We start from the raw sequence: 4,683 nt of genomic DNA, 5'->3' as shown, positions 1-4,683 counted from the left end.
CGGGGGAGCCGGCCTGATCGACGCGGTGGTGCGCGACGCCACCGTGCCGACCATCGAGACGGGCGTCGGCAACTGTCACGTCTACGTGCACGAGGCCGCGAATCTCGATGTCGCCGAACGCATCCTGCTGAACTCCAAGACGCGCCGGCCCAGCGTGTGCAACGCCGCCGAGTCGCTGCTGATCGACGCCGCGATCGCCGACCGGGCCGTGCCCCGTCTGGTCGGCGCGCTGCAGGACGCGGGCGTGACGGTGCACCTCGACCCCAGCGAGGACGACCTGCGGGCCGAGTTCCTCTCGATGGACATCGCGCTTGCGGTGGTTGACGGCATCGACGCCGCGATCGCCCACATCAACGAGTACGGCACCGGTCACACCGAGGCCATCGTGACGACGAATCTCGCAGCCGCGCAACGCTTCACCGACCAAGTGGACGCGGCCGCTGTGATGGTGAACGCGTCGACCGCCTTCACCGACGGTGAGCAGTTCGGGTTCGGTGCCGAGATCGGCATCTCCACCCAGAAGCTGCACGCCCGCGGCCCGATGGGGCTGCCAGAATTGACGTCAACCAAGTGGATCGTGTGGGGCGACGGCCACACCCGTCCAGCCTAACGAGGAGAAGTACACGAGTGAGCGTGCCCGCCCGCCCGATACCGCTGTTCACCGACATCGAGGATGTCGCCACGCGGCTCGCCGAGACCGGATACCTGCCCGACAGGGCCACGGCCACCGCCGTCTTTCTCGCCGACCGGCTGGACAAGCCGCTGCTCGTCGAGGGTCCCGCGGGCGTCGGCAAGACGGAGCTGGCTCGCGCCGTTGCGCAGGCCACCGGCTCCGAGCTCGTCCGGTTGCAGTGCTACGAGGGCGTCGACGAGGCCCGCGCACTCTACGAGTGGAATCACGCCAAGCAGATCCTGCGCATCCAGGCCGGGTCGGGCGACTGGGATCAGACCAAGATGGACGTGTTCAGCGAGGAGTTCCTGCTGTCGCGCCCATTGCTGACCGCCATCCGGCGCACCGAACCCACCGTGCTGCTGATCGACGAGACCGACAAGGCCGACATCGAGATCGAGGGCCTGCTGCTCGAGGTGCTGTCTGACTTTGCCGTCACAGTGCCCGAACTCGGCACCATCACCGCGACCCGCAAGCCGTTCGTCCTGCTGACCTCCAATGCGACGCGGGAGCTGTCCGAGGCGCTCAAACGCCGTTGTCTGTTCCTGCACATCGACTTCCCCGACGCCGAACTCGAGCGGCGCATCCTGCTGTCCCGCGTGCCGGAACTGCCGGAGCGGCTGGCGGAGGAGTTGGTGCGCATCGTCGGGGTGCTGCGGGGCATGCAGCTCAAGAAGGTGCCGTCGGTCGCCGAGACCATCGACTGGGGCCGCACGATCCTGGCGCTGGGACTCGACACCATCGACGACGAGGTGATCGCCGCCACCCTCGGCGTGGTGCTCAAGCACCAGTCCGATCAGAAGCGCGCGTCTGGCGAGCTTCGCCTGAACTGAGGAGTTCGACTGATGGCCGTCCGACGCACCACGCCGCCGCAACCGCTTGCGCCACACGGACTTCCCGGGCACCTGGTGGAGTTCGTCGAAGCGCTGCGCTCGGTGGGCATCGCGGTCGGCCCGTCGGAGACGGTCGACGCGGGCCGCGTGATGGCCGTGCTCGGACTCGGCGACCGCGAGGTGCTGCGCGAGGGGCTGGCCTGTGCCGTGCTGCGGCGCGCCGATCATCGCGACACCTACGACGCCATGTTCGACCTGTGGTTCCCAGCCGCGCTCGGGGCGCGCACGGTGCTCGACGACGACGACACCGACGGCGACGAGAGTCCCGAAGGGCTTCCGCCGCAGGACGTCGAGGCCATGCGCGACGCGCTCATCGCGATGCTGTCGGACAACCCGGAGCTCGAGAACATGGACGACCGCCTGGCGGCGATGATCGCGCAGATCGTCGAGTCATTCGGCCGCTACAGCTCCAGCCGCGGACCGTCGTACTCGTCGTACCAAGCGCTCAAGGCGATGGCACTCGACGAACTCGAGGGCAGGCTGCTGGCCGGACTGCTCGCAGGGTACGGCGACGACCCGACGCCCACACAGGAGGAGATCGCCAAGGCCATTGCCGCCAAGCGGATCTCGCAGCTGCGCAAGATGGTCGAGTCGGAGACCAAGCGCCGCACCGCCGAGCAACTGGGCCGCGACCACGTGCAGATGTACGGCATCCCGCAGCTGGCCGAGAACGTCGAGTTCTTGCGCGCCTCCGGTGAGCAGCTGCGCCAAATGCGTCGTGTCGTCGCCCCGCTCGCCCGCACGCTGGCCACCCGGCTGGCCGCCCGGCGGCGTCGGTCACGTCGCGGCGAGATCGATCTGCGCAAGACGCTGCGCAAGTCCATGTCCACCGGCGGCGTGCCCATCGACGTGGTGCTCAAGAAGCCGCACCCGGCCCGGCCCGAACTCGTCGTGTTGTGCGACGTGTCCGGTTCGGTGGCGGGGTTCAGCCACTTCACCCTGATGTTGGTCAGCGCACTGCGCCAACAGTTCTCCCGGGTGCGCGTGTTCGCCTTCATCGACACCACCGACGAGGTCACCGAACTCTTCGGCCCCGACGCCGACCTCGCCGTCGCGGTCCAGCGCATCACCCGCGAGGCGGGCGTCTACACGCGGGACGGCCACTCCGACTACGGCCACGCGTTCGTCTCGTTCTTGAACGACTTCCCCAACGTGCTCTCCCCGCGGAGCTCCTTGCTGGTGCTCGGCGACGCCCGCAACAACTACCGCAACCCCGAGGTCGACCTTCTGACGCACATGGTCACCGCCAGCAGGCACGCGCACTGGCTCAACCCCGAACCCAAACACCTGTGGGGCAGTGGCGACTCGGCGGTTCCGCGTTACGAGGACGTCATCACCATGCACGAGTGCCGGTCGGCCAAGCAGCTCGCCTCGGTGATCGACCAGCTGCTGCCGGTCTGATCAGGTTCAGGGACGAGCCTCAGACCAGCAGCTCGACGTCCACATTTAGCGCGCGATAGACGTCAAGTGCGCGCCGGTCGCGGGTCGCCAGGGGGAGCCCGTGCTCTTTCGCGGCGGAACCAACCAACGCGTCGTAGACGGAGTCACCGGCGATCCCGGCCGTCTCGAGTGCGGTGAGCAGCGACGCCGAGGCAGCGGGCCCGAGGAACCTGGTTTCGGGGAAGCGATTCGCCAGCAGGCGCGCGACGGTGGCCAGAGTCTTGCGTGCGGGCGGCGGCAGCCGGGTCAGCACGGAGAAGGTTTCGAATGCCGCGTGTCCGGCGAGACCGAGAGGCCGGCCGCGCAGCGTCCGGAAGGTCTGCTCGTGGTGATCGTGATCGGTGAGCAAGAGTGCAACGGCGACGCTCGTGTCCACGAGCAGCGCGGTCGTCCTACCGCTGGCCGGCATCCCGCAACGACCGCACGAGCTCGTCGGTGATCTTCACCCCCGCCGCAGGAATGACGAGCAGCCCATCCCTCTCTTCGAGAGAGTCGTCGGCGAGCGCCTCGACGCGCAGTCCAGCACCGTCGGCGGTTACCTCGACCTCACCGGGCTGGAGCCCGAGGTGATCGCGCAGCTGCTTCGGGATAACCAATCGTCCTGCCTTATCGATGGTTGCCCGCATGCCCGAACGTTACCATTGAAATCCGGCCCGGACCCCTCCCGTAAGCTGGCTATTCGTGACTCGACGCAGGCTGGGCGTGATGGGTGGGACGTTCGATCCCGTCCACAACGGTCACTTGGTCGCGGCCAGCGAGGTCGCCGACCTGTTTGGCCTCGACGAAGTGGCGTTCGTCCCGACCGGCATGCCGTGGCAGAAGCGCGAGCGCCACGTCACGGCCGCCGAGGACCGCTACCTGATGACGGTCATCGCCACTGCGGCCAACCCGCGGTTCTCCGTCAGCCGCGTCGACATCGACCGTCGCGGACCCACCTACACCAAGGACACGCTGCGTGATCTCGCGGCGCTCAACCCCGACACCGAGTTGTTCTTCATCACCGGTGCCGATGCGCTGGCGTCGATCCTGTCCTGGCAGAACTGGGAGGATCTCTTCTCCATGGCCCGTTTCGTCGGTGTCAGCCGACCCGGATACGAACTCGACGGCGAGCACATCGCCGCGGCCATGAAGGAGTTGCCGCAGGACGCCCTGAACCTGGTCGAGGTGCCCGCCCTGGCCATCTCGTCGAGCGACTGCCGGCGCCGCGCCGAATCGGGCCGGCCCATCTGGTACCTGGTGCCCGACGGCGTCGTGCAGTACGTGTCCAAACGCGGCCTGTACCGGGCGCACACACTGGCCGGCAAGGAACCCCAAGAATGAGCGCGTCCGACGAAGCCCTCGACATGGCCACCGTGGCAGCCAGGGCCGCCGTGGCCAAGCTCGCCGACGACGTGGTCGTCATCGACGTGTCCGGACAGCTCGTCATCACCGATTGCTTCGTCATCGCCTCGGCGTCCAACGACCGGCAGGTCAATGCCATCGTCGACGAGGTCGAGGAGAAGATGCGCGTCGCCGGGCACAAACCGGCCCGTCGCGAGGGCACCCGCGAAGGCCGCTGGGTACTGCTGGACTACATCGACATCGTGGTGCACATCCAGCACCAGGACGAGCGCAACTTCTACGCCCTTGACCGGTTGTGGCGCGACTGTCCGCTGGTGGCGGTGGATCTGGACGGTGCCC

The 4,683-nt window shown here is 67.9% G+C and carries 7 protein-coding genes; 5 read left to right on the top strand and 2 right to left on the bottom strand.

Going from position 1 to position 4,683, the window contains the following annotated elements; translation table 11 throughout:
* From QOC69_RS13705 to QOC69_RS13695, 3 genes are all read left to right on the top strand, one after another.
* The coding region (locus QOC69_RS13705) for a glutamate-5-semialdehyde dehydrogenase (RefSeq protein WP_526440325.1) at positions 1-610 on the top strand (610 nt) is incomplete at its 5' end.
* Between the two features lie 17 nt (positions 611-627).
* A complete protein-coding gene (locus QOC69_RS13700) occupies positions 628-1,503 on the top strand; it encodes an AAA family ATPase (RefSeq protein WP_526440323.1) in 876 nt (291 codons plus the stop codon).
* A gap of 12 nt (positions 1,504-1,515) precedes the next feature.
* Entirely contained in the window at positions 1,516-2,964 is a 1,449-nt protein-coding gene (locus QOC69_RS13695) for a vWA domain-containing protein (RefSeq protein WP_526440321.1), read from the top strand.
* Positions 2,965-2,983: 19 nt separating this feature from the next.
* Here the strand turns inward: QOC69_RS13695 and QOC69_RS13690 are convergent, their stop codons facing one another.
* Together QOC69_RS13690 and QOC69_RS13685 are read right to left on the bottom strand one after the other, a co-directional pair.
* On the bottom strand, positions 2,984-3,412 hold the full coding sequence (locus tag QOC69_RS13690; protein WP_526440319.1) for a type II toxin-antitoxin system VapC family toxin: 429 nt from the start codon (positions 3,410-3,412) through the stop codon (positions 2,984-2,986).
* A complete protein-coding gene (locus QOC69_RS13685; RefSeq protein WP_526440317.1) occupies positions 3,396-3,629 on the bottom strand; it encodes an AbrB/MazE/SpoVT family DNA-binding domain-containing protein in 234 nt (77 codons plus the stop codon). The genes QOC69_RS13690 and QOC69_RS13685 overlap by 17 nt, the downstream gene beginning before the upstream one ends.
* 70 nt (positions 3,630-3,699) lie before the next feature.
* Here QOC69_RS13685 and nadD point away from each other — a divergent pair, with 70 nt between their 5' ends.
* Both nadD and rsfS read left to right on the top strand, forming a co-directional pair.
* Positions 3,700-4,323 (top strand): nicotinate-nucleotide adenylyltransferase, encoded by a 624-nt coding sequence (gene nadD, locus QOC69_RS13680; protein WP_526440327.1) that lies wholly within the window; start codon positions 3,700-3,702, stop codon positions 4,321-4,323.
* Positions 4,320-4,683 (top strand): ribosome silencing factor (gene rsfS / locus QOC69_RS13675; RefSeq protein ID WP_526440315.1); only part of this gene is annotated, 364 nt, incomplete at its 3' end. The genes nadD and rsfS, both read left to right, overlap by 4 nt.

The organism is Mycobacterium sp. (genome assembly GCF_032162105.1).
Lineage (GTDB): Bacteria > Actinomycetota > Actinomycetes > Mycobacteriales > Mycobacteriaceae > Mycobacterium.
The sequence above is the reverse complement of the archived record's forward strand: the minus strand, read 5'-3'. Positions and strand labels throughout refer to the sequence as shown.

Excerpts from the sequence above, each read along its gene's own strand:
- QOC69_RS13690 (WP_526440319.1), bottom strand. The coding sequence starts at position 3,412 with ATGCCGGCCAGCGGTAGGACGACCGCGCTGCTCGTGGACACGAGCGTC.
- QOC69_RS13695 (WP_526440321.1), top strand. The coding sequence starts at position 1,516 with ATGGCCGTCCGACGCACCACGCCGCCGCAACCGCTTGCGCCACACGGA.
- QOC69_RS13685 (WP_526440317.1), bottom strand. The coding sequence starts at position 3,629 with ATGCGGGCAACCATCGATAAGGCAGGACGATTGGTTATCCCGAAGCAG.